22 protein-coding genes are annotated in these 26,843 nt (G+C 34.9%); 8 read left to right on the top strand and 14 right to left on the bottom strand.

Annotated elements, in window-relative coordinates:
- Window positions 1–251 precede the first annotated feature (251 nt).
- The 9 genes from ccsB to WAZ07_RS05215 all read right to left on the bottom strand — a co-directional run bounded on the left by ccsB (window position 252) and on the right by WAZ07_RS05215 (window position 9,057).
- Window positions 252–1,409, bottom strand: a complete 1,158-nt coding sequence (ccsB, locus tag WAZ07_RS05255; protein WP_336471605.1) for a c-type cytochrome biogenesis protein CcsB — start codon at window positions 1,407–1,409, stop codon at window positions 252–254.
- Window positions 1,393–3,045 (bottom strand): cytochrome c biogenesis protein ResB, encoded by a 1,653-nt coding sequence (gene resB, locus WAZ07_RS05250; RefSeq protein ID WP_336471604.1) that lies wholly within the window; start codon window positions 3,043–3,045, stop codon window positions 1,393–1,395. Before resB ends, ccsB begins: the two co-directional genes overlap by 17 nt.
- A gap of 149 nt (window positions 3,046–3,194) precedes the next feature.
- Entirely contained in the window at window positions 3,195–3,716 is a 522-nt protein-coding gene (gene resA / locus WAZ07_RS05245) for a thiol-disulfide oxidoreductase ResA (RefSeq protein ID WP_090915513.1), read from the bottom strand.
- 432 nt (window positions 3,717–4,148) lie between these two features.
- Window positions 4,149–4,877, bottom strand: a complete 729-nt coding sequence (rluB, locus tag WAZ07_RS05240) for a 23S rRNA pseudouridine(2605) synthase RluB (protein ID WP_336471603.1) — start codon at window positions 4,875–4,877, stop codon at window positions 4,149–4,151.
- A gap of 290 nt (window positions 4,878–5,167) precedes the next feature.
- On the bottom strand, window positions 5,168–5,698 hold the full coding sequence (gene spmB / locus WAZ07_RS05235) for a spore maturation protein SpmB (RefSeq protein WP_090915509.1): 531 nt from the start codon (window positions 5,696–5,698) through the stop codon (window positions 5,168–5,170).
- Window positions 5,695–6,291 (bottom strand): nucleoside recognition domain-containing protein, encoded by a 597-nt coding sequence (locus tag WAZ07_RS05230; RefSeq protein ID WP_336471602.1) that lies wholly within the window; start codon window positions 6,289–6,291, stop codon window positions 5,695–5,697. The genes spmB and WAZ07_RS05230 overlap by 4 nt, the downstream gene beginning before the upstream one ends.
- The gene (locus WAZ07_RS05225) at window positions 6,284–7,405 is read right to left on the bottom strand and encodes a D-alanyl-D-alanine carboxypeptidase family protein (RefSeq protein WP_336471601.1); all 1,122 of its coding nucleotides are present in this window, start codon (window positions 7,403–7,405) and stop codon (window positions 6,284–6,286) included. Before WAZ07_RS05225 ends, WAZ07_RS05230 begins: the two co-directional genes overlap by 8 nt.
- A gap of 138 nt (window positions 7,406–7,543) precedes the next feature.
- A complete protein-coding gene (locus WAZ07_RS05220) occupies window positions 7,544–8,458 on the bottom strand; it encodes a superoxide dismutase (RefSeq protein WP_090915503.1) in 915 nt (304 codons plus the stop codon).
- 107 nt (window positions 8,459–8,565) lie between these two features.
- Entirely contained in the window at window positions 8,566–9,057 is a 492-nt protein-coding gene (locus WAZ07_RS05215) for a DUF3907 family protein (RefSeq protein WP_336471600.1), read from the bottom strand.
- 618 nt (window positions 9,058–9,675) lie between these two features.
- Between WAZ07_RS05215 and mprF the strand changes: the two genes are divergently transcribed.
- Window positions 9,676–12,249: a bifunctional lysylphosphatidylglycerol flippase/synthetase MprF gene (gene mprF / locus WAZ07_RS05210; RefSeq protein WP_336471599.1), complete on the top strand. Its 2,574-nt coding sequence runs from the start codon at window positions 9,676–9,678 to the stop codon at window positions 12,247–12,249.
- A 3-nt stretch (window positions 12,250–12,252) separates the two neighbouring features.
- Here the strand turns inward: mprF and WAZ07_RS05205 are convergent, their stop codons facing one another.
- A complete protein-coding gene (locus WAZ07_RS05205) occupies window positions 12,253–13,026 on the bottom strand; it encodes a hypothetical protein (protein ID WP_090915497.1) in 774 nt (257 codons plus the stop codon).
- Between the two features lie 435 nt (window positions 13,027–13,461).
- Here WAZ07_RS05205 and deoD point away from each other — a divergent pair, with 435 nt between their 5' ends.
- From deoD to WAZ07_RS05180, 5 genes are all read left to right on the top strand, one after another.
- Complete coding sequence (gene deoD / locus WAZ07_RS05200; RefSeq protein ID WP_336471598.1) at window positions 13,462–14,169, top strand: purine-nucleoside phosphorylase; 708 nt, start codon at window positions 13,462–13,464, stop codon at window positions 14,167–14,169.
- A 172-nt stretch (window positions 14,170–14,341) separates the two neighbouring features.
- Window positions 14,342–16,159: a sensor histidine kinase gene (locus tag WAZ07_RS05195; RefSeq protein ID WP_336471597.1), complete on the top strand. Its 1,818-nt coding sequence runs from the start codon at window positions 14,342–14,344 to the stop codon at window positions 16,157–16,159.
- Between the two features lie 106 nt (window positions 16,160–16,265).
- Window positions 16,266–16,796: a tyrosine-type recombinase/integrase gene (locus WAZ07_RS05190; protein WP_090915491.1), complete on the top strand. Its 531-nt coding sequence runs from the start codon at window positions 16,266–16,268 to the stop codon at window positions 16,794–16,796.
- Between the two features lie 39 nt (window positions 16,797–16,835).
- The gene (locus WAZ07_RS05185) at window positions 16,836–17,015 is read left to right on the top strand and encodes a hypothetical protein (RefSeq protein ID WP_336471596.1); all 180 of its coding nucleotides are present in this window, start codon (window positions 16,836–16,838) and stop codon (window positions 17,013–17,015) included.
- A gap of 183 nt (window positions 17,016–17,198) precedes the next feature.
- On the top strand, window positions 17,199–17,390 hold the full coding sequence (locus tag WAZ07_RS05180) for a DUF3924 family protein (protein WP_090915487.1): 192 nt from the start codon (window positions 17,199–17,201) through the stop codon (window positions 17,388–17,390).
- 80 nt (window positions 17,391–17,470) lie between these two features.
- Here the strand turns inward: WAZ07_RS05180 and WAZ07_RS05175 are convergent, their stop codons facing one another.
- The 3 genes from WAZ07_RS05175 to WAZ07_RS05165 all read right to left on the bottom strand — a co-directional run bounded on the left by WAZ07_RS05175 (window position 17,471) and on the right by WAZ07_RS05165 (window position 22,831).
- Window positions 17,471–19,429, bottom strand: a complete 1,959-nt coding sequence (locus WAZ07_RS05175; RefSeq protein ID WP_461781907.1) for a beta-propeller fold lactonase family protein — start codon at window positions 19,427–19,429, stop codon at window positions 17,471–17,473.
- Between the two features lie 198 nt (window positions 19,430–19,627).
- Window positions 19,628–21,688 carry a hypothetical protein gene (locus WAZ07_RS05170; protein WP_336471595.1) on the bottom strand — a complete coding sequence of 687 codons (2,061 nt, stop codon included), beginning with the start codon at window positions 21,686–21,688 and terminating at the stop codon, window positions 19,628–19,630.
- Between the two features lie 297 nt (window positions 21,689–21,985).
- Complete coding sequence (locus WAZ07_RS05165; protein WP_336471594.1) at window positions 21,986–22,831, bottom strand: DUF72 domain-containing protein; 846 nt, start codon at window positions 22,829–22,831, stop codon at window positions 21,986–21,988.
- Window positions 22,832–23,323: 492 nt separating this feature from the next.
- On the opposite strand from WAZ07_RS05165, the gene WAZ07_RS05160 reads away from it, so the two are divergent.
- Window positions 23,324–23,776 carry a hypothetical protein gene (locus WAZ07_RS05160; protein ID WP_336471593.1) on the top strand — a complete coding sequence of 151 codons (453 nt, stop codon included), beginning with the start codon at window positions 23,324–23,326 and terminating at the stop codon, window positions 23,774–23,776.
- A gap of 141 nt (window positions 23,777–23,917) precedes the next feature.
- Window positions 23,918–24,553: a hypothetical protein gene (locus tag WAZ07_RS05155; RefSeq protein ID WP_336471592.1), complete on the top strand. Its 636-nt coding sequence runs from the start codon at window positions 23,918–23,920 to the stop codon at window positions 24,551–24,553.
- A gap of 76 nt (window positions 24,554–24,629) precedes the next feature.
- On the opposite strand, the gene WAZ07_RS05150 is transcribed toward WAZ07_RS05155, so the two are convergent.
- The gene (locus WAZ07_RS05150) at window positions 24,630–26,663 is read right to left on the bottom strand and encodes a transglycosylase domain-containing protein (protein WP_336471591.1); all 2,034 of its coding nucleotides are present in this window, start codon (window positions 26,661–26,663) and stop codon (window positions 24,630–24,632) included.
- Window positions 26,664–26,843: the final 180 nt, after the last annotated feature.

Here is a 26,843-nt window from a genome sequence, read left to right as displayed (position 1 = left end):
AAAGTTCACTTTTGCATTATGTTTCACATAAATAATAAAATATGTTCATATTTTTTCCAAAAATATGTATTTTTCCTGAACTATATCATTTGTCCTCGACATTATTTTACAAAATCACTCTATACTTTGTCATGTTTTTCTCAAAAAAGAAAAGAAATTAACAAAATTAAAATAGGAAAGTGACAGTCACTTTCCTATTTTATACCGCAATAATGAACTGCACAATAGAATTCGTTGAACTTCAATTTTTGTTATGCATACGAATGCAAACCTGCAATCACTAAGTTTACTACTACAAAGTTAAACATAATAATTGCAAAGCCAATTACTGCAAGCCACGCTGATTTTTCACCGTGCCACCCTTTCGATAAGCGTAAATGTAAAAACGCTGCATAAAAGAGCCAAGTAATTAGTGCCCAAACCTCTTTCGGATCCCAGCCCCAAAAACGCGTCCATGCAATTTGTGCCCAAATCATCGCAAAGATTAATGCACCTAACGTAAAGACTGGGAATCCAATTGCGACAGAGCGATAGCCGATTTCATCAAGCAAATCACTATCAACTTTCTGCAGTGCAGGTTGAATCGCTGCTGCTACTCGTTTTCTCAAAATCAATCTTAAGAGAATATATAGACCCGTCCCTATAAGTATCGACCAAATCACTGTGTTTAATTTTTTCGCATTGATAATAGCCGGCGTTTCCATTACAGGTTCAAATTTTTCAACTGTAACTAACTTGCCTTCATGGGGACCGACTAAAGCAGGTAAATTATATACCATTTCTGCTTGCTGCTCATTTTTATTAATCCATTGGAACTTCGCTTCATACTTCACACTTGAAAAAGCAGTTGTCACTGCTATAAATCCAATTACACAAACAAGCGAAAAAATAACTGCTTCCAGCCAAAATGTTTGCTTGCTTTTTTTGGACTGGTCCACATTTTTCAGTAAATATATAACCCCCGTAATAAAACTAATCGATAAAATAGCTTGTCCAGCCGCTGCTGTTGTTACATGAATATGTAGCCAGTTACTTTTTAACGATGGAATAAGTGGCGTAATTTCTCTTGGAAACATGCTTGCATAGGCAATTAGTAAAATAGCAACTGGAAGCGCAAATAAGCCAAGTATACTTGTCCGATACATAAAATAAATAAGAATAAACGCACCAACCATCATCATACCGAAAAATGTCCCGAACTCAAAAAAATTACTCACCGGTGCATGCCCTGATGCAATCCATCTCGTAACAAAATATACTGACTGAGCAGCAAAACCTAAAATCGTAATACTTATCCCGATGTTTGCCCACTTTCGCCCTTTTTCTTTAATCGCTCCCCCAAAGAACAGTGTTGCAACTAAATATAATACGAAAGCAGTAAATAAGAAATTACTACTTATTTCTACCATACTCTCTCCCCACCTTAACTAATTTTTTCTCATTTACTCTATCATTTGGCTGCGGAATATTTGTTCCTTCTAACACTTTTTCGATCTCTTTTCGCAAACCATACCAATTTTTATTTGTATGACCAGCAATCCACCATTCATTATCAACACGCTGTATCCAAATGCGACGATGATTCCAATACATCCCTTGGATAACACCGACCATGAAAATAAAACCTCCTAAAGCTATAACCCAAAGTGTTAAATCTTTCCGAACAGTAAGTGCTGTAACATTGCGCATTTCTACACCTGCAAAAGACATTTTGTATAAGTTGTTTCCTTCGGGCTCTATATTTTGTCGAATTCCGACAAAGCTTACTTCTCCATTCGGCGTTTCAGGCGTAAACATTTTAAAGACAAAAGCAGGATTGTTAGGAAGCTTCGTTTTTGTATTCGGCTTTCCGCTTTCATCAAAGTAAAAATCGGGAAAATAACTTAACAAATGCAAAGAATATCCATTTCCTAAATCGTATGTTTCTTTTGGATTTGTTAGGTCAACTGTAATCGGACCCCATTTTTGTCCGCCATCTTTCTTTTGTAAAGAGAAAGACATTTTACTAAATTCGCCTTCTTTAAAATCAACTTGGTACAGAGCATAATCATCAAATTTAAGAGGTTCATTTACCCGAATGTTATACTCTTTCACTTTCTCAAGTTTCGGCTGCTCGCCAGCAACATTTTTCCCGACCACTTTATACAACACGGCATTTGTTTGATAATTTTTTGCAATCATTTTATTTCCAACTCGGTCAATCGCCTCATTAAATACTTCATTTTCTTTACTTTTATCATAAACTTCTTTAATAAATTTTTCATTTTTCAAATAGTACTTTCCGTCTGTTCCAGGAATTTCTTTCGTTTCACCTTCACGAAGCCAAAGCGATGCATCTACATACATACCAGGGACAAAACGCAGCATCGTTCCAAATAAGAAAATAATAAGACCAATATGATTTACATATGGACCCCAGCGTGAAAAACGGCCTTTTTCTGCTAGAATGTTATCATCTTCCACTTGAATGTTGTATTTTTTCTTTTTCAAGTTCTCGTTCACACGTGCAATCTCTTCTGTTGTCGCAAACGCTACTCCGTATAATCGCTGTCTTTTTAAAAAACTTGGATGTCTTGTTACCCTTTGTTTTTTCAGCGCTTTATATAAAGGAACAACACGATCTAAACTACATATAACAAGAGAAATCCCAATAGATGCTATTAAAATCATATACCACCAGGAACTATATAGATTATTAAATCCTAATTGATAATATAATTTTCCAAGGAAACCATATTGCTGTTCATAATATTCTCCCGGCGTGATGGTTGGTGGAATATACATTTCTTGCGGAAAAATCGTTCCAATCCCAGACGCGATAAGTGTAATTACAATAAGCCATATTCCAACTTTTACGGAGGAAAAAAAGCTCCAAATTTTATCTATTACTGTTTTGGTATGTGTAAGAGAGCGCCGTGCACTTCCCTCATATCGCATATCTAGTAAATTTGTATCCTGTTCATCTTCAAAAGGCTTCCCGCAAGCTTCACAAAAAATTGTACCAATTGGGTTTACGTGACCACAAACACATTTTATTTGTTCCAAATTTTTCACCGCCTTTTTCTTATTCCTATGTATCTATGTTTCTAAGGTAATTAACGAAATACTCAGAAATCTCATGATAGGTACTGAAAATCCATGTGCAGCACCTCGATTACCGAAGAGCACGAATAGATTTTCTATACTCTTCTCACTTATGGAGTAATTTTCTTTAAATATTCTTCCATTTGTTCTTTTGATTGTGTACCTGTAATTTTTTCGATAACCTTGCCATCCTTATCGATTAAAAACGTTGTCGGTAGTGGCCCTACACCATATGTATTTAAAATTTCTTGCCCTTTATCAATCGCTACAGGAAATTTCAGTCCATATCCACTCACAAAATTTTTCACCGCAAGTTCCGTTTCGTCTGCATCTAATGCCACTATTTCAACACCTTTTTCCTTATATTTCGGGTACAGTTCATTCATATATGGCATTTCTTTCTCACAAGGCTTACACCATGTCCCCCAGAAATTTAAGAAAACCCCTTTTCCTTTCAATTCTTTTAGCGTAATCTTTTTACCTTCTAAATCAGTGGCAACGAAGTTTGGTGCTTCTTTTCCTACTTGTACTTTCTCTTTATCAACAAAAAAGTTTTGATATAACGTAAACCCTAATGCCCCTCCTAATATGAGCAATATAATTACACGAAATAACAGTCTATTTTTCTTCACAGTGTCTCTCCTTCCTTAACAAAATAAAGAAGTTTAGCACATACTAAACTTTTCTATAAAAATACCAATTGAAAAACCGACATAAAACCTTCTTTTTAGGTAGGCAAGAGGGTCTGGCCATGCATAGAAGCGGTCAGGTCCTTTTCCTGCCACATGCAAGGTGTAAAACAAAGGGAGAAAGCAAGTAGCAGTCATGTATTTTTCTGCATAACAGCGACTTATAAGGAAAAGCGACGCTGATTGTTTAGGCCTATTGGCTAAGGTTCTTTCACACAGAAGGTGTTTTTTACCTTCTCGTGTGGAAGGTTCTTAGACATGAGGGCCTAGGAGGCAGAGCTAGACAAAGATGTCAAAAAATTAAAATGAATTTATATATGTATTCACTTCTATCAGCAAAAATTTCTTTACTGATAGAAGCTTTTATATTCTGTACTATCTCGGTTTCGTTGAAGCAAGAGCACGAAGTTGTTTTACTTCATGAGGAGATAATTCTCTTGCATCCCCTGGGCGTAAACTACCTAACTCTAAAAAGGCATAACGCTCACGCTTTAATTTCATAACTTTACATCCAACTGCTTCAAACATTCTACGCACTTGGCGATTTCTTCCTTCATGAATTGTCAATTGTACAATTGCAATCTCTTTACGTTTATCCCAAGAAAGAATTTTCACACGGGCAGGCGCTGTCTTTCCTTCTTCTAGCATAACGCCTTTTTCTAACATGCGGATTTTTTCACCAGTTAGCTGACCTTTTACCTTTGCCACGTATGTTTTGTCAACCTTATACTTTGGATGCATTAAAATGTTCGCAAACTCTCCGTCATTTGTCATCAATATTAAACCAGACGTATCATAGTCTAATCGTCCAATTGGAAAAAGACGTTGTGGAATTTCCGCAAAGAAATCTGTCACCACTTTTCTTCCTTTATCATCTGTTACACTCGAAATAACACCGGTTGGTTTATATAATAAAAAGTAAGCAGGTGTTTCTTTTTCGAGAGGAATATTATTTACCTCAACTTTATCTTGTGCACTCACTTTCGTTCCTAGTTCGGTCACGACTTTTCCGTTAACCTTAACTTTCCCTTGTTGAATGAGTTCTTCTGCTTTTCTTCTCGATGCAATACCTGCTTGCGCTATTACCTTTTGTAGTCGTTCCATTTCGTTTCTTCACCTCAAATTCATCTTACCTTCATTAGAAGGACTTGGCAACTGTCTAGCCTTGCTGACAATTCCCCTTACTTACCATAAACAACATCGCCAACTTTATAAGCTAATAAAGGAATAAAATACATTTTTCCTCTTTATTATGATTTACTCCCTTCTTTTTGCTTACAACAAATGTTCACGGTTTTGTCAAAAATAATCCATAAAAAAACCACTATTAAGCACATTCTTAATAGTGGCTGTATCCGTATTATAGTCTAATTTAAATTAAAAATGAACCATTATTACTGAAACATAAGTGAAACAAATACAATTGAGCACACAATACCAATTAAATCAGCAAATAATCCCACCTTTAAGGCATCGCCCATTTTCCGAATCCCAACCGCTCCAAAATAAACTGTTAAAATATAAAAGGTTGTATCTGTACTTCCTTGCATCGTAGACGCAAGCCTCCCAATAAACGAATCTGGTCCATATGTGGCAATTAAATCCGTTGTAATACTTAGCCCTGCTGATCCAGAAATAGGACGAATAAGTGCAAGGGGAACAATTTCTGCTGGCACATGGATAGCATCTAACATTGGTTTCATGACATGTATCATTGCATCTAGCGCGCCTGAAGCCCGGAATATTGAAATAGAAACGAGCATACCAACCATGAACGGTAAAATAGATACAGCAATTTGAATTCCTTCTTTCCCGCCTTCTACAAATGATTCATACGTCGGTACTTTTTTTGCCGTCCCATATAATAGAATAAATCCAATTACACATGGAATAACCCATAAAGAAATCGTATTAACGACGCTCATTTTTTCTTCCCCTTTCTATTTCTTCTTCGGTAAAAATAACGGTCAATCCAAATAGCTCCAATCATAGATAAAACTTGGGCGATAAACGTTGCGCCTACAATTTCAGTTGGATTTGCAGAGTGATATGTCATCCGAATCGAAATAACCGTAGTGGGAATAAGTGTAATAGCTGATGTATTTAAAGCAAGAAAGGTTATCATAGAGCGGCTCGCAGAGTCTCTTCCTCCATTTAACTCTTTTAAATGTTCCATTGCTTTAATCCCAAGCGGAGTAGCTGCATTTCCTAACCCAAAAAAATTTGCCATCATATTAGATAAGATAAAACCTAGTGCTGGATGATTCTTCGGTACTTCTGGAAAGAGTTTTTTTACAAGAGGCATAAACAATGCAACAAGTTTCTTTAGCAGACCAGCTTCCTCGGCAATTTTCATTAAACCAAGCCAAAAAACAAGAACACTAATCAATCCGATACAAATGGTTACGGCATTTTTTGAACCTTCGAAAACTGCTTTATTCACTTCATCCATCGTTCCATTAAACATTGCATATACAATACCAATTACCGCCATCGCAACCCATATAATATTAACCATCTATTTCCACACCTAACATGTGAGAAAATACTTCTTTAAAATCTTTCCAAAACAAACCTGTAGTCACAATAAGTTTCCGTTTACTATAAAAAAGGTTACGCTCTCCAACTTCTTCATCATTTAAATAGGCAACGGCACGCCCTACTTTTTCTCCATCTATCAGCTTGGCCGATTTATCAAATTCAATTTTCAATGTAACCTTTTTAGCTTCGTCTTCCGTTAGTGGCACTAATAAATCATTTTTCGTATATATATGATTTGTATACTTTTTGTCTTGCAGTTCAGAAAGGGGGCCCTTCGCTACTACCGTAGTTGCTGTATATTGTTTAAATCCTTCATTAAATAAGTACATATGATCGTCCCAATCACTCGAAGCTTGCAATGTTACAACAATCAAATCTAGCCCATCCTTTGATGCAGTTGTTACAAGTGTGCGCCCTGCCTTTTTCGTAAATCCAGTTTTCCCTCCTGTTGCATACTCGTACATAGAAGTAACAAGCTTATGTTTATTTTTCCATGGATAGTCCCATACTTCAGACTGATACGTTTTCGTTCCAAAAATTTTACGAAATGCCTCATTTTCCATGGCATACCTTGTTAACAGTGCCATATCATATGCTGAAGAATAATGTGTTCCATCTCCGTCTAAACCATGTGGATTAGAAAAATGTGTATCCTTCATTCCAATTTGTGCTGCTTTTTCATTCATTAAATAAACGAATCCATCTATACTTCCGCCAACATATTCTGCAATTGCCTGAGCTGCATCATTTCCTGAGCGCAACATTAAGCCATATACTAAATCTTCTAACGGTACTTTCTGTCCTGGTTTTAAATAAATCGCTGACCCTTCCACCCGAACTGCTGTATTACTAATGGATACCTTTTCTTTCATTTTTCCTGATTCGGCTGCTAAAAGTGCGGTCATAATTTTTGTAATACTTGCGATTTTTTCAGATTCATGCTCTAACTTTCCATATAGTACACGCCCCGAATGCTGCTCCATCAACACCGCATTACGTGCACTAACATTATTCATTTGCGCATATGTATCATTTGGTAGCATACTTGCACATATTATAATAAGTGCAATCACGATCCCTCTTCCTCTCATGCATTCACGTCCTTTTTAGCACTTTTTGTACAAGTGTATGCTTGGACCTTTAAAATATGAATGGAAGTTGAGATGCAAGACTAACTCCATAAGAATAGAAAGACAATTAAAAAAGACGCATCGCGATGTATGATGCGTCTAATATGGTATCCACTGAAGTTCTTTTACACTTTGAAATCTTTTTTCTACATCACCCCAGTTGACAATATTCCACCAATTCTTAATATATTCTTCCTTTCGGTTTTGATACTGCAAATAATATGCATGCTCCCATACATCAAGTACTAGTAAAGGGATTGTATCCCACTGCGTAAATAATTGATGAAGTGTACTTTGTAAAATTTCTAATCGTCCGGAACGAGGTGCCCAAACGAGAATTGCCCACCCCGAACCTTCCACCTTCGCTGCCGCTTCTGTAAAGTGTTTTTGAAAACGTAAAAAGCTCCCAAAACCTTTTTCAATTTCCCTCGATAAGTCTCCGTGCGGACTGCCACCACCATCTTTTTTCATATTGTTCCAAAAAATAGTGTGTAAATAATGTCCAGAACCATGGAAAGCAGCTTCTCTCTCCCAATGCTTTATTAAATCAAATTGATTTGTTTTTCGTGCTTCTGCCATCATCTTCTCTGCCTTATTCAATCCCTCTACATAACTACGATGATGTTTATCGTGGTGAAGCATCATAATTTCCCTTGAGATATAAGGCTCTAGCGCATTATACGGATACGGAAGCGGTGGCAAGGTATGTCCGCCAATTGGTACAGAAGCTCTTGCATAATTTCTTTCATATAATGCATATTGTTCTGAATCAGACATTAACGCTTCTTGTAAGTAGTGTTGAATATGCTCGACATCATCACTAATTTCATAGACAAACTCTGCATCGTAATCATATTCATTTTCTTTAATCCGATCTAATAGCATTTGAATTTTATATGCAAGCATATGAACATCATACACTTCTGTTGCCCGGCTATCTAATACGTGGAGAACACTTTCGCACCAACTTTCAACTTCATGAAAGTAATCAGTGAACACTTCTTGCTGGCTCATATGACACCCCCATCAATATATCCTTTTTAAATGTATTCAAAATTACGGTCGTATATGACGGTTCAAAAAGCAAAAGAAGCTAGGAATTACCTAACTTCTTACAGTAGTTAATATTTTTGTATCATTTTCGTTTGATAGTCTGTTTCATAATATTCTAACTCTTCACGCAACATTTGGAATTTTCCTTCTAACTCTTTCATCATTTGTTCAATGGAAAAAGGAGGTTGCTTTTGAAACGCAATTGAATTCTTTCCTGTATAAGCTGATCGACTATTTTCATACCAATGATCATTTTTGGGTGAAAAAAACTCTGCAATCACTTGATGATAAATTTTATATAGCGTTCTCTCCGCTGCATTTTTCCTAAACGGTTTATTATTCAGTAATACGCAGCAAGCATCTAAGCCTTCTTCACAAAATACAAGTAAGCGTCGAATGGAAGCTAACAATCCAGCAAAATACTGTTCATCGCCTTCTGGTGTTTCTTCTAATAATAAAGGTAACGTATGATTGTTCACATATTTTGTAATTACTTCAACTACTTCTCCCAAAAAAACAGTTACTTGCTGCGTTTGGTTTTCAACCATTAAATTGGACATGCTAGTTTCTCCCCCCACCATTTGAACTGATTTTGAAAGTTGATTTTTCTGTTATGTATTTATTTTGGATCAGCTTCTTTACAAAATGTCTTCCCCCAATTGTATCTTCATCAAAATATACGCAAAAGTCTTTTAGCGTATTAATATGAAAATCCTCTCACACTATCTCTATTTTTACCACATAACTACAGAACAACATCACGCAAATATATGTTTTGATTTTCGATTTTAAAAACCAATTTCCTTCAAAAGAAGTAAATTCTTTCAAAAAAGCTTCAAAATAAAGTGGGATTTCTCAGATTTTTGAGTTTAGAGTCTTACCGACCATTAATAGCGGCACAAAACATGTAGTGCCTTTTCTATTCTAGCTTACATATTAGTGGTGAAATGTAAAAAGTTTGATGATGTGGTTGAATACATTTTTTTGTTTATAGCCATTGTAGCCTGTAAACCTCATTTGCTCTCCATTGCATCGAATTTAGCAATTTATGAGTGGAGAATGTTTACACATATAAAGATTACAACTAAATTTTCAAAGAATTTTTCTTTTTATTTTTATTGAAGTTTGTCATAATAAAAATATTGCCTCAGTTTTCTTATACAAGGAGAGTTGTCTTTATGTCGTTTTCATGGAAACGTATATTACAAATCGGAAAATTTATTTTTCCCTTTGCTGTATTAACAATTGTGTTTTTTCAAGCACGCAAAGAACTATCTGGTATTTCATTTCGAGAAGCAGTTGAAACGATTAAACACATTCCACCCGGTGGATTTTTCTTAGCTGTTATACTCGGCGCATTTGCTGTTGCTACAATGTTCTTTTATGATTTTGTTATGCTGCGGCATTTGCAAGCAGATATTCCAGTTAAAAAGATTTTCCGCATTTCTTGGACTGCTAATACATTCAATGGATTTATAGGATTTGGTGGTCTTGTTGGGGCAGGTATACGTACAATGTTATATCGTCCTTATGTACAAGAAAATGGTAAACTTATTCGAAGTATCGCCTGGATGACAACGGCTTTTATTAACGGACTAGCATTATTATCTTTTCTCGGCCTTATTGGTGTACTAGATACAAGATTTATTTTACATGAAAAACCTTGGCTATGGCCTGTTTTCATCTTTTTTGCTCTTTTTGTTCCATTATACATAGGTATTTCCAAAATAAAAAATCGCAAACAAAGAAAAGAAGAAGAGCAAGTAGAAAAAAATCCAACTGTCCTCTACTCACTTGTTTCATTGGTAGAGTGGGTATCAGCAGGCATAGTCATGTATGTCATCTTACTTCTATTTGGAATTGAGATAGACTTCCCTAAGTTTCTTGGTGTATACGTCATTGCAGCTTTGGCTGGCGTTGTGAGTCTTGTACCAGGAGGCCTTGGTTCCTTCGATCTTGTTTTCTTAACAGGGATTGGACAATATGGAGTAGATACAGGTGTATTGCTCCCTGCTATGTTATTATACCGCCTTGTATATTATATTTTACCCTTTGGGCTCGGTTTAATTTTTGCAGCATTTGAAATGACAGGAGCTGCTTTAAAAAAATTTGAAGATAAACCGTTCATTGCACCTGCCCTTGAAACAACCGGAGTCATTTGGACATTACAACGTGATTTTCTAGGAAAACTAGGTTCCTGGGCATCTGCTGCATTAACAATTTTCTCAGGACTCATGGTGATTTTTTCCACCATTTTCCCAACAAGTATTGGACGCGCTCATGCACTGCATATTTTAGTTCCTAAACACCTTGTACAAATTTCCTTTAGTCTATCGCTAACATTTGGTATTTTACTTGTTATTTTATCACGCGGCATTTATCACGGCACGAAACGCTCCTATTATATGACGATTGTATCTCTAATCGGAGCAGCGATTTTCAATACACTAAAAGGAATTGATTTAGAAGAAACCTTTATCTTACTCATTGTACTTACTGTACTATATATGATTCGCAAACGATTTGTTCGAGAACAAATCGCGGTTTCATTCTCAGATGTAGTAAAAGTTTGTCTCTTTTTACTTATTACATTGTATCTTTACAAAAAACTTGGGGTACAATTTGCGGAAGCCAAAGAAGTATTTAAACCTGATTTTGTTGTTCGTAATATTAAACAAGTACAACGCAGTGCAATTGCAGCAGCTTTTTTTGTACCAAGCTTTCTACTAATTGGTTCTATTATCGCCAATCGTTATCGAAATAAATTTCCCGGGCAACCAGCCAATATGACACGACTACAGCACTTTTTAGATGAATACGGTGGAAACGTGTTAAGTCACCTTGGTTTTTTAGGGGATAAGCAATTCTTTTTCAGTAGCGACGGAAAAGCAATGATTCAGTTTGCGTCTGCAGGTAAACGTCTTATTGTACTCGGTGATCCAATCGGACAACCTTCTTCTTTTCGTAAAGTTTTAGAAGAATTTCTAACAGAGGCGGATCGTTTCGGCTATATTTGTGTATTTTATCAAGTTGAAAGTAAATGGATGAGTTTATATCATGATTTTGGTTATAACTTCTTCAAGCTTGGTGAAGAAGCAGTTGTCGATTTGAATGATTTCACAATTTCAGGAAAAAAACGAGCTGGATTGCGTGCCACTTTCAACCGCTTCGAGCGAGAAGGTTACACTTTTGCGATTCACGAGCCGCCATTTACAGATGAATTGTATGATGAACTAAAAAAAGTATCAGATGCATGGCTTGGGGGGAAAAAAGAGAAAAGCTTCTCTCTTGGTTATTTTGATCGTGATTATATAAACCGTGCGCCCATTGCAACACTTTCTGATGCTGATGGTAAAATTATTGCCTTTACAACATTTATGCCTGTATACCAAGATGGTGAATTATCTGTTGATTTGATGCGTTATTATCCTAATGCACCAGGCGGAATTATGGATGCTATGTTCATTCATTTATTCCAATGGACAAAAGAAAATGGCTATTACTGCTTTAATATTGGAATGGCTCCACTTTCTAATGTTGGATTATCAGCGCAATCCTTTTGGTCAGAGCGCGTTGCAGCAGCCATTTTTAATAACGTTCGTTATACATATAGCTTTAGCGGCCTGCGACATTTCAAAGAAAAATATAAACCAACATGGAGCGGGAAGTATTTAGCATTTCGTAAAAATCATTCCTTACCTATTACGATGCTCGCTGTAACAAAATTAATCGGAAAACGAAAAGACAGCTAAAACTTAGCTGTCTTTTCGTTTCTGAACTTGTAATGTAAACTGTTCTTCATATTTCTTTCCGTTTATATAAAAAGTACCCCATATTTTATAAATCCCTTCACTCGGAAACATAACGCGAAATTGTAATTGTTCCTCATCATTATTAGGAACAACATATAGAAAATGCTGTCGCCCTTCATCCACTATACGCAATTCAGCACGTTCTCCCGTATTGGAGCGAAACTTTAGCTTTTGCCCTTTCCCTATTTGAAATTGAAATGTTAATGTTTCTTCTTCATGCGGATATAACGTACGAAATAAAAGCGATGTTCTGTAAGGACCAATATTTTTCGTTAATACCGTATCCGCAGTAATTGGATTTTGTTTTTTTTCTACCACTTTATTTCCTACTGTTATGTTTTTTTCAGCGAACTGTTTTGTTGTATCTCCTGTTTCTTCATATAGAAAAATTGTATATTCTCCTTCTTTTTTAAACTGATGAGTAGCTTTGTAAGAACCATTCCCCACAAAAGTTGGACTCATCTGATATGATTGTGTTAACCGCTTGTCCACAATAAACATTCGAATATGATCGTTTACACCGCGAATTTCAGTTCCTTTTTTATTTTGTAATTCAAATGTAATATTCACGATTTCATTTACATCCATATCATGCAGTTGCCACTTTACTTGTTGTATCTGTCCTGTTGTTTCTTCACTATTTTTATATTTTTTCATATAAAATCCACCAAGAACAATAAGAAGCAAAGCAATAACTCCTATAATAACATTTTTCATGAAATCACCCATCTATTTTTTAATAAATTGTAACACAATTCAGATTATTTTTGCGTAAAAAAACATCTATTAGAGCACAATTCATTCTGTCTGAAGCAGATAATAAACACTCTCTATGAATAGAAGTTTTACTATATTTGCAAGAAAATATATAAATACAAATTGAAAAAATGACATATAAACCACTTTCTTTTTAAATGGACAAGAGCATCTGGCCTGGCAAGCAGTCTGGACTTTTTCCTATCCCATGAAAGGGTAATACAGTGAAACTTCCATCAGAAGTGTTGCTTCTCCCTGAATCTTGAGGTGGCATCTTATTGACCAAATAGTTAGATAAATAGAAATATACTATTGTAAACGCTCTACTTCGTGTATACTACAAAGTGAGATAGATATTTAGTAATATCGATTGTTACATAACAAGGAGGATTTTATATGAGCGTTCATATCGGAGCAAAAGAAGGCGAAATCGCAGAATCTATTTTATTACCTGGAGATCCTTTACGTGCAAAGTATATTGCAGAAAATTTTTTAGAAGATGTAACATGCTACAACAATGTACGTGGCATGCTAGGATTTACAGGGACATATAAAGGAAAACGCGTCTCTGTTCAAGGTACAGGTATGGGAGTTCCTTCTATTTCTATTTATGTAAACGAGCTAATTCAAAGTTACGGTGTAAAAAATTTAATTCGTGTTGGAACATGCGGTGCAATTCAAAAAGACGTAAAGGTACGTGATGTTATTATTGCAATGACTACTTGTACCGACTCTAACATAAATCGTTTAACATTCCCTGGATTTGATTTTGCACCATGTGCAAACTTTGATTTATTAAAGAAAGCATACGATGCTGGTATAGAAAAAGGGTTACACGTCCGCGTTGGTAATGTACTAACAGCCGATGTATTTTACCGTGAAAGCATGGATATGGTTAAAAAACTTGGCGACTACGGTGTATTAGCTGTTGAAATGGAAACAACTGCACTATATACATTAGCTGCAAAATACGGTGTAAATGCATTATCTGTCTTAACAGTAAGTGACCATATCTTTACTGGTGAAGAAACAACTGCTGAAGAACGTCAAACAACATTTAACGAAATGATTGAAATTGCATTAGATGCAGCAATTCAATCATAAATCCGATAAGAACTTGTCATACGTCTGGCAAGTTCTTTTTTTATCCCTCTACTATATATGACCTTTTGAAATAAACTATCTCAGCATGCGACAGATTTTCTCTCCTACTATATTTATTCGTTTGCTATAATAAAATGACGATTATGGAATTTACAGCTTATGAGGTGAAAAAGTGAAAAAACGAAGTATTGTGTTTAAGCTTTTCTTATTAACATCAGCGTTATTTACTGCTACATTTTTACTCTTTTTCGTTGGACAATCACTGTTTTTAGAGAAATTTTATATTAATAAGAAAGTTCATACGGTCCAGACTAATTTCGAAAAATTTGTAAACAAATATGAAAAAAGCAATGGAACCTTCGAAGAGCTTTCAAAGTTTAAACAAGAGTTTTATGAAAAAACAAACGCTGAACTCGTCCTGTTAGACCGCAATGGTATTATTAAAGATGATAAAAATTATCACATTGAAATTGTTGATAAATTTAATAATACACTTTTTATTCCATTGAATAATACTTTCACAATTCCTGAATATTCTTCGTTTATCAATTTAGGATTAAAAATATCTGACCCAATCAGTGTACAAGGTATTTTAAAAAACAATATGATTATTCCTGTTGCAATTACTACTGCTGATAATAAAACATGGCAAAATGATAATATCATTTCAGATTTGAAGCTATTTGGCATTCAGCTTACAGACGTCAAAAGAAACTTATATACAAAAGATTTTAGTAATAGCGTTAACAAATTTGATGGTACTATATCAAAATTGCATATTCCTTCTCCAAACGATATTCGTCTTGCAAATAAAGATACATTAATGCAAGGCATCCAGCATTGGGAACTTTCTGTCGCATTAGGGAAAACGAATGCGAGTGAAATGACAACATATACACTCGGCGGAGAAAACGAAATTAAAAGTCAGATTTTTGTTAAACCCGTTATCACAAATGGGGAAATAAAAGAATTTGCATTTGCAATGACATCATTGCAGCCTGTTAATGAGGCTATGCTTGTTTTGAAAGATTATTATGTTTATGCGTTAATTATCGTCTTTATTGTCATTATTTTATTATCGTTCTATTACTCAAAAATCATTGCAAACCCGCTTATTAAAATGAATCGTGTTACAAAAAAAATGGCAAACTTTGATTTCTCTGAAAAACTCCCTATATCAACAGAGGATGAAATAGGAAGTCTATCAAGTAGCATTAACTCTCTTTCTGTAAATTTAAAGGACCGAATTGATAAATTACATGTAGCAAATACAAAGCTACAACAAGATATTGAAAAAGAACGACAACTAGAAAAAACAAGAAAAGAATTTATCTCTGGCGTATCACATGAATTAAAAACACCATTAAGTGTAATCCGCAGTTTCGCTGAAGGCATTAAAGATGGCGTAAGTAACGACACTACGTATTATACTGACGTTATTTTAGAAGAAACTGATAACATGAACCGCCTTATTGTCGAAATGCTAGAACTTGCAAAACTTGAGTCTGGCACATATAAATTAGAATTGGAAAAGTTTTCGGTAGGAGAGTTGATTCAACAAGTATATACTAAGCTATTATTTAGCATCGAAGAAAAAAACTTACAGGTAGAACTTGTATTTGATTCCACTATTTATGTACAAGCAAACCGAAATCGTATTGAACAAGTTGTCGTCAATTTATTAAGCAATGCGATTCGTTATACACCAGTTGGAGAACAAGTAAAAGTATCTGTCAGTGAGTATGAAGAAACCATAAAAGTTGAAATTGAAAATAACGGTACACCGATTCCCGAAGAAAGTTTAGATAAAATATGGGATCGCTTCTATCGAATAGATGCATCACGTAGCCGTCATACAGGCGGAACTGGTCTTGGACTATCTATCGTAAAAAATATCTTAGAATTGCATCATGCTAATTATGGTGTTTATAATAAAGAAAATGGCGTTGTCTTTTACTTTCATTTGCCAAAAGTGAAAGTAATCAAATAAATTGTCCTAATTTCACGAAAAGTTCACATGAAATTCACACACTTCCTTTACAGTAATAACTAGTTAATCCTTTCCTTTACACATATAAAAGAGGAGAGTGCGTGAAATGAAACAAGTAGGACAACCAATTCAAAACGAAAAACAATTAGAAAAAATCAAAGATATACTAATACAATCATCAAAGCGTGATGCTTTATTATTCGTATTAGCTGTGAATTCTGGATTAAAAGTAAGTGAAATATTACAGTTAAAAGTTGGCGATGTTATCGATGAAAATGAGCATGTTCGTCATTCTATTTTGTTCTACAATGACAAAATGAAAAAGCATAAATGGTTCGCTGTAAATGAAGAATTGCAACATACAATTGAACAATATATGAAAGAACGAAAAGTATGGAAGCGAAATGAACCATTATTAAAATCTCAAAAAGGAACAAAATCTATTACGAGACAACATGCTTGGTACATTTTAAACAAAGCGGCAAAAGAAGTTGGTTTAGAAGGGATTAGCTCACATACACTTCGCAAAACGTGGGGATATTGTGCTTATAAATCTGGCGTAGATATTGCATTTTTACAACACTTTTTTGATCATAGTACCCCATCCAAAACTTTAAAATACATCGGTATCGCTTAACTATACTTACTGTAAAGATCGTAAAAGAAGGTAGCTATTTTGAAAATAGTTACCTTCTTTTTATATACATATAGATTAAAACAACCATTTCTTTTTGGTGAGCAAGAACAGCTGATCATGCATGGAAGTGGTCAGGCCCTTTCCTATCACATGCAAAGTTTAAAACAAAATGAAAAAGCGAGTGCAGATTATGTTTTATCCCACATCCACGGACAGTAGGACTCCCACCTCAAGATTCAAAGAAAAGCGAAGAATATAGATGGAAGTTTCTCCTGCACAGCAGTGACTTATATATTCGAAAATTAAAATGTATTTATATATTTTCTGTAACACCTTATATATCTTTCTCTTTTCTTGTTTCTCTCCTCTTCTAGTGATACTCTAATAGTAGGGGGGAGAAATATGAACACATTAACAATTGAATTACCGAAAGAAACATTGGAAAAACTAAGTTTATTACAACAAGCTCACAAAAAGAAAACAGGTGCTGTCGTTACCGAAAGTACACTTATTCAATCTCTTATTTCAAGAGAATTTATTCAAGAAGTTACACCATTTGATTTACAGCAATACGTACAACAAAAAGAACAGTGATAAGTTTCTAAAAGACAAAAAACCCTTATCTTTAAGATAAGAGTTTTTGTCTTTTAAGGCAAGATAACCACGGCTTCTTCCTATTGAATTGATTTTACATATTCTGCGATTGCATGAACTTCCTGTTTTGATAGCTGCGGCTTTTCTTCATATTGATGCTTTTCTACTGCTTCTTCAACGTTTTTCGCACTACCATCATGTAAGTATGGGGCTGTCGCCCATGCACCGCGAAGTGTTGGAGGATCAAAATATCCTTTTGGTCTTTTATTTTGGAATCCCCCACGCGCATCACCATCATAATTTGTATCTGTTTCATTAGCAGTTCCAATGTTATAAAGGAAGTTTGTATTGTTCGTCGTTAATGTACCATTTTCATCAACAGCTTTTGTGCTATTTGTGAAATTATCCCCGCCATGACATGTTAAACAATTTGCCTTACCTTTAAACAACTGCTCTCCATCCTTCGCAGTAGGTGTTAATTCTCCATTTCCTTGACGATATGGACTTTTTGGGACAGGAAACGAATTCGGATCATCCAAAAAGGCTTGCAACGCATCATACATGTGCTGAACATCTTTTGGAAGTTCTTTTCCTGGATCAATTTCCATCATACCGCCCATTTCACCTTGTACGGTATGAATATAATCTGTAAACTCATCACGTGCGCCGTCCCACATAAACAAACCTGTTTTTGTCGTTAAGACGTTGCTTGGTACATTTCGCTTCCCTCTTGGTGTCAGTAATGATAAACCATTAATTTCTCCATCACTATGACACGTTGCACAGCTCATCCAGTTGTTTCCTGTAATCGCTGTTGTATATTTATCGCTATTTGCACTGTAGAAAATTTCTTTTCCTTCACGAACAAGTTTTGATAAGGAATCTTTTTCAATTAATTTAACTGTCTTCTTATCAGCTTTCACTTTTGCATATGAATCATCTCCCCCTGTTTCTAGAAAAGCAAGATCATGACTCATCGCATTATGAACTACTAATGTGTTTTCTTTTGGAAGCAACGTAATACCGCGTGGATTACTTCCTGGAATGCGCCTTACAATTTGCGTTGCATTTCCTCCACGTGTTAAATCAAACATCATGAGATCTTCACTACCAGACATAACTACAAATGCCTTTGTGCCTTTTTCATTAAAAACTACGTCATATGGATTTGATACAATCATCGTTTCATTTTTTGTATTTTTCACATTCATCGCTTCGAATAATTGTTTCCGCTGATTTATAATTTCCTCATCTTTTTCTAAATCAATAATCGACACAGCTGGAAAAACTGTTTCTTCAAACTGAATGGGTGTATCCACATTTGTAAGCAGATGTGGAACCCAAGCCGTTTTCCCATCTGGTGCAATAACAAATTGCTCTAATGTATTTGGAATTCCTTGACTCTTTTTATGGTCTTCTTTATCCGGTGAAGATGCAAGTGTAATCACTTTCTTCACTTTATTACTCTCTGTATCTACAACACTAATTTTCCCCTCCAAATAGTGCGGTACATACAATTTCTTTCCGTCTTTTGTCATCGCAAGCGTACGTGGGCGATCGCCAATCTTAATCTTTTGTACCGTTTTCTTCTTCTCAATATCAATAACCGATACATTACCAGAACGAAAATTCGATACATATAACTTCGTTCCATTTGGATTTGTAACAACACCAAATGGCTCAATTTCAGTCGAAATTCGATCAATGACTTTCTTCTTTTCAAGTGAAACAACATCTACTTTATTATCGTACATACAAGAAACATATAATTTCGTTTCATCAGGGCTCATTGTTAATTGTCTCGGTTCTTTTCCAACTGGAATCTCTGATACTACTTTTCTACTTTTTGCATCCATAATTGTTACTGTATTAATATCAATATTTGCTGTATAAATCCACTTTCCATTAGCACTCGTTACAATGTTATTACTATGAATAGCGGCGCTACGCTTCTCTTCTTTTCCTGATGTTTTCATCCCGCAACTCGCAAAAATCCCGATACATAGGAGTAATGTAATCGCCATAAACAATCGCTTCATCATTTAGCCCTTCTCTCTTTATCTCACTCTACCGTACAGTCTCTCCCATCTATACAATGAAGATAGAAGAGAAGTAACCACCCTTTTTAGCCATCAATAAAAAACACATCATCTTCTGATAGAAATTTCATTTTGTTACACTCTTTCATAAAAACCGAACAAGTTTATAAACTTGTTCGGTTTATTAATCTCATAAATTTATTTTCCCTTTTTCACTTCAACATTGACAAGAACTGGAGCAATACCATATTTACCATGACCTGCTTGAATTTGCGGTACATTGTCCTTATCTGTATTTCCAAGCTTCCCTTTTATATAAACATCGCCAGTATCCCAAAACTCACTTGTTTGCATTCCTTCTTTTAATGAAGGCCCATTGATTACTTGATCATAAAAATCAACATAACGAGAAGTAATTATTTTTTGTTCTAATGAATCGTATTTCGTTTTATCTGCATCTGTATTACTTAAATTTTGCAATGCAACACGCAAGACTGCTGATACACTTCCAGCGGTATAAGGAGTATACTTCATTTCACCTTTTTTCGTTTCATATGCATGTACTTCTTTATTCCACATTTTACGATCTACTAAGTCATAAAGTTTACGTGCTTCTTCACGATACGTTTCATCTTTTGTTGCTAAAAAGGCTGCAGTCAACCCTCGAATTGCTCCTAGCTGCGCTTCTAATGTAACCGGATCAGTATCTTGTCCTTTTCCAATTGTATAACTATTTGCCATAAATCCATCTTTTGTCTTCATATTTTTTAATAAGAAGTCTGCTTGCGTCTTCATCATTTGAAGAGCACGTTTACCTTCTTCTGTTTGTAAGCCTTGTGCCTCTGCTCCGCTCGCATATCCAACTGGCATACCATCAATGGCACGCTGGAATATACGAAGCGCTTCTACCATATAACTTGCATCAAACGTATCAATACGTTTGCCTTGTTCTGTTCCGCTATGCTCTGTAACAAACGCTCCTGTTTCTTTATTATAGTGCATCGCTTCAATATTTTTAAAGACTTGTAACATGACATCACGATTTAATGAATAAGGATCATCTGCCTTTGCATCGTTAGCCGTGTCCCCATCGATATTTTCTGTTGCCGCTTTTGCAAACGGTGCCCCATCAAATGCTGCTTGGAACGCTGGATTTACATTTTTATTATCTGGGCGCTGGTCTACCATTCCGAAAAATTCAGCAGTTGGCCACAACATCATCCATTGATCCCGAAGCACACTGCGCGCGTCTTTCACTTCTAATTGACTAGCTTTAGCAATACCATTCTTGTTCTCTTCCGTTACTTTAATCTCATGAGGTAAGTAAACGAGACCGCTCGCAGGACTATATTTACTTCCTGCCCCGTTTGTTAATTGTTTTGTATTTGCATCATAAAATAGCCCATCGCGAATATATGAAAGTTTATTCCAAATTTCCTCTGTTAAAATCACACCTTGCATACCATCAGCACTACTTTTCCCAAGACGAATATTCGAATCTTGATCTTGCGTGTTTGATGTAGCTTCTAATTCCTCATCCTTATCTACTGTATGAAAACCACCTAAAAAATCCCCTGCCCATAATGCTTGTTTTAAAAATGCAGAACCGTATGCTGCTGGTGTTAATGTTTTATTCATTTTTGAACGATCCCAGCGTAGTGTTTTAAAATCCATCTGGAAAGATGGTACATATGTCTTATCATCATTTTCTGCATACACAGACGTATCTACTTTTTGTATATAATGCGGATCACCACCAGCATACTCCATAAATGTTGGATACATATTTGCAAAGATTTCTTTACGCGGATATCCTACACTATCTGCTAATGTATAAAATCTCTCTTCTAGCCAAGATGGTACTTCTTTATTTTCTTCTTTTGTCATCTTTTGTACAATTGGTGCATGAAGTAAATGGAAACCAAGTCCTGATTTTTCTACTACCTCATACATGCCTTCTTCTGAGTACTCATAAGACTCGATACCAGCCATATAATCAAATTTTGTTGGTTTATTTCGTTTTTTTGCATCTAAAATATCTAAATCTAAACCTAAACCTTCTGCTAACGGTTCACCGGCTAATTCAAATTCTGCATATGCAAACATGTTTGCTGCTGTATCAAATGTATAATCCGTTACCGGTACACCATATGTACTTTTTTCTTTTGCCGTCTCTTCTTTTTTATTAGAACACCCTACTGAAAGTAATAATGAGGAAACAACAGCAACTGTCGTCATCACTTTCCATGGCTTTTTCATCTATTCCCGCCCCTTTAAATGAAATTGATAATTATTATCACATAAACTATATTATTATATTATTAAATTAATTTTTTGTAAACTTTAAATTTTTAAGATAAAAGCTAGAGAAAACCATTGACAATGATAATGATAACCATTATCATTGATTACGAAGCCAACAATTGATGAATCAACCAAACGCTCAGTAACATTGTTACCCCTCTTTTTTCATAAAGAAAAACACCGTACATTCCCCCTGTTTGTACAGTGTTTTTCTTTTTATTTTGATTATTCATCAATGAATGATCTTTCACTTCAGTCAAATAAATTTAGTTGTTCAGGTTTAGGTTCCCCATACATAATGCCAAGCATCTCCATTAGCTGTTTCGCATTATCTGCTGCGTCTCCGCCAGAGTTATTATTAAATAGAAGATAAACCTCCTTTGTTTTTGTTTTCAATTCTTCTATTCTTTCTACCCATTCTTCTAACTCTTGTTTGTTATAACGATATAAACAGCGAACTGCCCGCCAATTCTCTCCCGTGTTCAGCCAGCCATGTACATTGCGTCCATGAAATCGAACTAAGGTCATTTGTTCATGCGTGGCTTCTAGCACAATTGGAATAGAGCCAATTCCTGCTTGCGGTTCATCACAAATCGTATGAATCCAACCTTCTTGTTTCATAAATTGTAATGTTCGATTACGAAATTGTGGATCAAACCAAGTTTGATTCCGAAATTCTAATGAACATGGGATACCTTTCATTTTTTCTTTCGTATAACGTAATAAGTCCACATTTTTCTTTTGACAATCAAACCAAGGTGGATACTGGAATAAAACCATTTTTAACTTATTGGCTTTTTGAAGAGGAGCAATTGACTCTTTAAATACGTGAAACATATCGTCAATGTTTGCAAAAGGAATTTCCCCGCGCATATGGCCTGTCATTCCTTGATAAGCCTTCACAATAAACGAAAAATTTGATGGTGTTTCTAAAGTCCATTTCTCATAATTTCTTACAGGCTGCATAGCATAAAAAGAACTATCTACTTCTACAATTGGAAAATATTCACTATACGTTTGCAGTTTATGCTTCATTTCATATGCATCCTTATATAAAGAGTCGTGATCCCCCCATCCTGTTAACCCAATAGAAATCATCTGAACACCATCCCCTATCTACCTCTAAATCTTAAAAACATATTATAATATATCGAAAAAAATGAAAGCGTTATTTCATTAATGAACAACTCATGACGCATTTACACTCTTTACAAGATCATTCATATCCTATAGCTTCTTACTTAACTATAACAAATCTAAGATATTTTTCTATATACATCCATTTTGATTTTCAATATATAAGTCACTGCTCTATGGAATAAAACATAACCTATACTCGCATGTGGCAGAAAAAAGCCCTGACCGCTTCTATGCGCGGCCAGATGCTCCCATCCCACCTAAAAGGAAAGTGGTTTTTATGTATTTTTTTAATTTATATATATATTAATTTCATTATTTTTTTAAAAAATTTGTAATTATATATACGAAATGTTCATCTTTACTTTTCTTTACCACAGCTTAACGTTAATTTAATGCTCATTTTGTATAATTCATAATGAAAGAATTTATAGGAAACGAGGGTGAATGCTAATGAAAGTATTATCATCTATCCGCTTTTGGATTATTCTCATGTCTTGTATAACATTATGTTTTGCACTCTTTTTAATTGGAGAATATAATAAACCAAAAGCAGCCTCAAATGACGATGCCATTCCTTATCACATTCTATATATAAACAAAAACCATGTGCCATTACCGCATACCGGACAAAAAGAAAAAGTTGTTTTAAAGGGGATGGTGATTACTGATGCCACTTCCTATAAACAATTAGAAACAATTGCAAAACATATAAAGGAAAAATATGCACATGCAAACCTCGACTCTATTGAACTAACAGTCCATAATAAAAATAACGGCCAATATGAAGACCTTGCTTATGAACCAATTGCTAAAGGAAATATTGTCATCTCTTATACAACATTAGCCAAAGCCGAGCATAGTATGCATACAAATATAAATATTCAACTCAACAAGCACTCTTAATCTAAAAGAGTGCTTGTTTTTATGCATATGCACATTTTTTATAAATTAGTCAAGTATCCTAGGTCTTGTCCTGTAAAGATGAATATCATATAACGACAAATGATTTAAAGAGAAAGAATTTCCATTAAGGAGGAACTATGTATGATGTATCCATATAATCATTCGTATTATTTTGCTCGAAATATATCGAAAAATTTAAAAGATTTAATCGGTACAAACGTACGTATTAATTTAGGAGGGCCCGAAAAAGGAGAGGGAACCTTATTAAAAATTCAAAGCGACTTTTGTGTCTTACAGTCTGACGATGGTGTTGTTTACTATCCATTACATCATATTAATGGATTTGCCGAACAATCTTCAGATGAATCACAAGAATCAGAAGAATCTGATGAAAATGAACAAAATGATAATCAAAATAAAGAAAATGAAGAACCTATCATTGTAGGGGGTAACTATTTTGGAAGTGTTATTGACCGTTTAAAAGGAGAAACAATTCAATTAAATCGCGGCCCGAAAAAAGTAGAAGGAATTGTTGCAGGTCGTACTAGAGGTCATATTCTCCTTGATGTTGATGGTCAAATTACGTATGTACCAATGATCCATGTTCAAAGCATGTGCTGGAATTATAATAATAGTAATGACAGTAATGACAAGAACAAAAATAATAATAATAACAACGCTAATAACAATGATGATAATGAATCACGTAACCAAAAGCGTGATAAAGATAAATGTAAAACAAAAAGATGTAAACGTTGTGGTAAACGTCGTTACTAAAATAATAACGTTTCCCGTGCTAACAGTCTAAAATACATGTAGATCCCAGATTATTTTATAATCTGGGATCTACTTCTTAAAAGGATGAAAACCATTCTTTTATTTTATCCATCAAGCTCCCTTTTTGTTCGTTTCCTTGTTTTTCTTCTTGTCTTTTTTTCTCTTCTTTTCGCTTCATTTCTTCTTCAATTGTTTGTAGCTGTTTTGTATACTCTGCTTCTGGTATAAGAGACAAATCAAAGTTTTTTTGATTTGGCTTTCCAATTGCTTTATTCATAATATCACGAAACATCGTTGCCGTTATTTGACTACCAGCAGGAATAAAATGTTCATTATCTGTTTTATCGTAACCAACCCAAATAGATGCAAGTAATTCTGGTGTATAGCCAACAAACCATGAATCTTTTGCGCCATTATTTGATTCATCTGCTAGTTGTGTTGTACCTGTTTTTCCAGCAGTCTCTACATTATTAAGTTTCGCTTTTTTACCAGTTCCTTTCTCTACAACTCCTTTTAATAGATATGTCATTTTTTGAGCCGTTTTTTCATCTGTAACACGAATTTCTTTTTTATACCATTTTCCTACTGTATTCCCTTCCCCATCTTGAATTTCCCGAATCGCATGTGCTTCCATTTGAACACCATCATTTGCAAATGTTGCGTACGCTTGTGCCATAACAAGGGGAGATGTGCCTTCACTCATCCCTCCTAGTGCTAACGCATACGATTGGTCATTTTCTTGCAGTGGAATACCAAAACGTTCTAAAGACTTCAATCCTTGTTCTAAACCAATTTGTTTTAATAGCCAAACTGCTGGTACATTATAAGAATTAGCAATTGCCTCATACATCGTCACATTACCATGATATACATTCCCACTATTTTTCGGTTTATAATCATTAATTTCAAGCGGTTCATCTTTTAATACATCATAAACCTCATATCCTTGTTCTAATGCCGGTGTATACACCGCTAATGGTTTTAATGTAGAACCTGGCTGCCGTTTTAATTGCACCGCATGATTAAACTGTAAAAATTGATACGGTCCTCTCCCGCCTACAAGGGCCGGAATACCACCCGTTTTTGGATTCATAAGCACAACACCTGTTTGCATAATCTGATCAGAAGTAGTCTTTGGAAAATAATGATCATTATTCACAGCATCTTCTGCAGCTTCTTGCATTTTTGGATTTAATTCCGTGTAAATATGATAACCGCCTGATAAAATTTCATTTTGTGTCAATTTATATTTATTCATTGCCTCTCGAACAATATAATCAACATATTGAGAGTACTTTCCTTTATATTTATCTTCAATACCTCTGTGGAGTGAAAGCCCTTCATCTTTTGCTTTTTGATATTGCTTCTCTGTAATATAACCTTGTTCCTTCATTAATGAGAGAACAATATTTCTTCTTTCAATCGACTTATTAAAGTCTTTAAAAGGTGAGTACGTAGAAGGTGCTTTAATTAATCCAGCTAAAGTAGCAGCTTCGGGAATCGTCAATTCCTTTACTTCTTTGTCAAAATACGTTTTTGCCGCCTTTTTAATCCCCCAAGCTCCTTCTCCAAAATAAATTTGATTCAAATACATTTCTATAATTTCATCTTTTGTATATGTTCGTTCAATTTTCTTTGCAATAAAATACTCTTTGAATTTTCGGGAAAATGTCCGATCCTGTGTTAAAAATACGTTTTTAGCTAGCTGCTGTGTAATTGTACTTCCTCCAGCAACAACTTCTCCTGCTGTTATATTTTTAACAATCGCATGAAAAACTCCGCTATAATAAACGCCGCGGTGCTCATAAAATTTTTTATCTTCTACTGCAACAACAGCTTCAATCATAACATTTGGAATGTCTTTCCGTTTAATTCCCTCCGTTTTCGAAGAAGACAATGTTGCCGCTACTTCCTTGTTTGCATCATAAATAACTGTTGGCTGAGGTACTGCTTGTTTTAATGCCGAAATATCTTGGACTGTGATCATAATATTCACAAAGATAAACAAGAATAAGAAAAAAAAGCCTATCGTTAACAATGCGATTCGCAATTTTTTTCTTCTTTTGAACCACTCCCGTATCTTTTGTAAATGAGTGCTGCTGAACTTCATTCATTCACTTCCTCTATCTTACTTTCAAATGTATATATGTACCGTTATACCTTTACAAATTTTCCATGATACCGCTATAATTCGTCAAGTGTAAGCTCTCTTTATTAGTCATACTTTTTATAAGAAAAGGGTATTCTATACATGAGAGCATCACTATTTTTTGTTAATATTGCTAATTTT

The sequence above is a fragment of the Bacillus bruguierae genome (assembly GCF_037104725.1).
In the GTDB taxonomy this organism is placed as follows: domain Bacteria; phylum Bacillota; class Bacilli; order Bacillales; family Bacillaceae_G; genus Bacillus_A; species Bacillus_A bruguierae.
This window is presented reverse-complemented; position numbering and strand designations above follow the sequence as displayed.